Annotated in this window: 4 protein-coding genes; 1 reads left to right on the top strand and 3 read right to left on the bottom strand. The window is 39.5% G+C overall.

Annotation, left to right across the window (positions count from 1 at the left end; all coding sequences use genetic code 11):
- Nucleotides 1–294: 294 nt before the first annotated feature.
- The 3 genes from HC000_RS18060 to mobI are packed head-to-tail and all read right to left on the bottom strand — an operon-like array spanning nt 295 to nt 2,201.
- Nucleotides 295–1,356, bottom strand: coding sequence for a plasmid replication protein (locus HC000_RS18060; protein WP_121638705.1), 1,062 nt, complete (start codon nt 1,354–1,356; stop codon nt 295–297).
- 9 nt (nt 1,357–1,365) lie between these two features.
- A complete protein-coding gene (locus HC000_RS18055) occupies nt 1,366–1,650 on the bottom strand; it encodes a hypothetical protein (RefSeq protein WP_179808371.1) in 285 nt (94 codons plus the stop codon).
- Nucleotides 1,650–2,201 (bottom strand): conjugative transfer protein MobI(A/C), encoded by a 552-nt coding sequence (gene mobI, locus HC000_RS18050; protein ID WP_140396181.1) that lies wholly within the window; start codon nt 2,199–2,201, stop codon nt 1,650–1,652. The genes HC000_RS18055 and mobI overlap by 1 nt, the downstream gene beginning before the upstream one ends.
- 606 nt (nt 2,202–2,807) lie before the next feature.
- Between mobI and HC000_RS18045 the strand changes: the two genes are divergently transcribed.
- A complete protein-coding gene (locus HC000_RS18045; RefSeq protein ID WP_179808370.1) occupies nt 2,808–2,975 on the top strand; it encodes a hypothetical protein in 168 nt (55 codons plus the stop codon).
- Nucleotides 2,976–3,039: the final 64 nt, after the last annotated feature.

Genomic DNA, 3,039 nt, shown 5'->3' with positions numbered 1-3,039 from the left:
GTGCCAGCCTGAGCCCGATATCGACAGCTTGTTACCCTGGAATTTTAAAACATAGGTGTAGTTCGCTAGACGCTCACGGTTATTCCGGCTCTATCTGGGAAAACCGATGCAGCAAACCTCTAGTTATAGATCAATGACTTAGGTTGGAATTTGATTTATTTCCCTGTATTTAGGTGTTTTCAGGGGGTTATTCCGGCTCTATCTGGGAAAACCGATGCAACCAACTATAGGGTTTAGGTGGTGGGCCGTAGGTAGCGCTTTTAAAAACTAGTTAAAGCGCTACCTATCCTGATATCACAAAGGCTGGCCGTTGAAGTCATCTGCCTCTAACTTGCTTCTTATTTTAAGCGAGCTTTTTCTTTGATTTGCCTTGATAACCTCTTTAACAAAGTTAGGGTGCGGATATATGGTGTATTTTGCATCCATAACTTTTTGCTTGCCTTGAAGCACTTTTACTTCTTCGTAATCTAAAATAACTTTGTGTTTCTGTAGGGAGCTCAAAGCACTTCGCATTGCTCTTAGGTTCTCCCCCATTTTTTTAGTAAGCCCACGCGGACTTTGCTCAAGGAAAGCCACTAAGTTTGGCTGATATGGGTGCTTATCGCTAGCTTGTGTCCAGTATTGAGCCATCCTCTTGTAAAAAAATCGAGCTAGTGGGGATTTGATATCCATACCGATTTGATAATTGTACTGGCGAAACGTTAAGTTCATTATCGACTCATTTACTAGCGGGTTAAATTGAACGTAGCACTTAGCTCCAGTGTTGTTTGCAACGTCCTTTTTTGTTGTTAGCCCAAGTAATCCGAACAAGCTAGAGTTTATAACCGATTCGCCATCTTCTGAGTAACACTCAATGATGGCACCGCGACAAACAAACAAAGCCTCTTTGACCTCATCGAAGCTATATGTGTGACCCATACGCTCAAGCTCTTTCAATAGTTCGTAGAGAGAGAAGCTAACACCCGCTTTATCGTTGATGTGAACTCCTTTGCCATTTACGGCTATTTTCCGGAGAGCATCCTCAACTAATTCTTCGCGCTGCCCTGGGTATATCAAAACAGTTCTATCACCCTTATCTATCAGGGCTGGTCTTAGCTTTACTGTTAATTTATTGCCCTTAATTGTACAATGGCGGGTTAAGCTAGCTGATTTTAAATCCTCATGCTCCCTTGTTTTACCCCAAACATATTTAGGTATGGCATCGTATATCTCTACAGTGTTGGAGTAGTCCGGTCTTTGCTTCGCAGGTACATCTATGACAGAAAACATATCCATTTGCTGATTTTTCTGTATGTTTGTATTGATAGAAAGTTCTTTACCTAAACTTTGTTCTGTTATGTCGCTGCTCTTAGTCATTGGTAGCTCCTACATGAATACTTTTATTAGCAAGACCAGAAGCCCAACTGCAAAACTTACCGTTACGATTAAATTGGGTATTGTAGACTGGTTATTGTAATCTATTTTTGTAAAAAATATTGCTTCACGTTCAAACTGATCGTGAGCTGCGTTGCCCCGATCAATTGAACTTTGATTCGTATTTTCTTTGCGTTTAAATTTAAACGAACTGCTTGTATGGCTGCGAGGACTAGGTTTAATAAGCTTTTCGCACTTACCTAGCTTAGCTAGGTCAGTAGCTGGAATTGAAGTCATTAATTATCTTCCTCATTGTTCGGAAAGCACTTATTTACTACTTTATCGTATTCACGTAAGTTCTTTTTAATAGCAGATAACAGCGCAGAACGTTTTCTGAGAAGTGCATATCTATCTTCAACAGTGTTAATTTCTTCCTGAGCCCATTCTGGCTCTTTTTTGAATAAAGCCCTGCTATAGCGATACCCACTTCCTTTAGGTATGTAAGTTGAATACACCTTTCTAGGCTTTCCTTCACCTTCACCTGGCTTTGTTCTATTCTTAAACCATTCAAACTGCAGTGTGCCTCTTAGAAATCTAACGCGTGTACCTACATAGCAATAGTTATTAGGATCGCCATCCTCTCTTGCTGATAGGCTAGCCTCCCAGTACGAGTCCGCTTGTTTTCGAGCGTCTAAAGCAACTACTAGTATCTCATTTTGCACAAGCTCATCTAGCGTGCTAACAAAACCCCTAGATTCGGCTTCAAGCATTTTGTCAGTAAATAAAAACCTTTCATCTTCAAATTCCCGCTCAATTAAACGTTGCAATCTTTTTGTCTTTTTGCTCATAATAAACCTCATGGAACTACCCAATCACTTCCCAAACAACTATCTATCTGGGATTGTCATGTCAATATCCACGAAGGGAAATGGGTAGTTTATCTCGCCTTCGGAGAAAAAGGGATTTATATTAAAAATCACTTGTTTCTGGGATTTAAGTTCTCGATTGGGTTTCACCATAAAAATCAGCATGGATTGAAATATAAAACTGCTTATTTCTGGGAGCTATCGAGTGATATTAGTCTAGCAAAAATAAATATAAAATGTAAACCTTAGTTCAAACCGCTTATTTCTGGGATTTATGTTGATAATTACTTAAGTGTGCGCGTATTTGTAATGCTTTCAATGATATTGATCATTTAGTTAAGGTGGGTGTATTAAAAACTAATCAACCAACTGTTTAAGGGTAAAAAAAATCTGAATATCAGCCAGATTTCCATTGCCAGCCAGGATTTAAAGGCTAACCCCTCAAAAAAACAACCAAAAGGCCCCCAAAAAGACCCTATACACCCAAAAAAGGCAAATACACACCGTAAGAATGCTTCATCGTGTTGCTAATATATGCATAGAGTCTTTTTAGAGGGCTTTTAGAGCCTTTACTTATTGGAGAATGTTATGTTTGTTATGGGTCTGGATGTTGGTTACTCAAACCTTAAGGTTTCAATGGGTACTAAAGGTGAAGATATTAGAACCAAAATATTACCTGCAGGTGCTGGTAATATTGATTTAATGCCTCGAAGTGTTGGTGCTGGTTTAGGAACCGATTTTTTAGTGAGCGTCTAGCGAACTACACCTATGTTTTAAAATTCCAGGGTAACAAGCTGTCGATATCGGGCTCAGGCTGGCA

The organism is Pseudoalteromonas sp. MIP2626 (assembly GCF_013414205.1).
Classification (GTDB): domain Bacteria; phylum Pseudomonadota; class Gammaproteobacteria; order Enterobacterales; family Alteromonadaceae; genus Pseudoalteromonas; species Pseudoalteromonas nigrifaciens.
The sequence above is the reverse complement of the archived record's forward strand: the minus strand, read 5'-3'. Positions and strand labels throughout refer to the sequence as shown.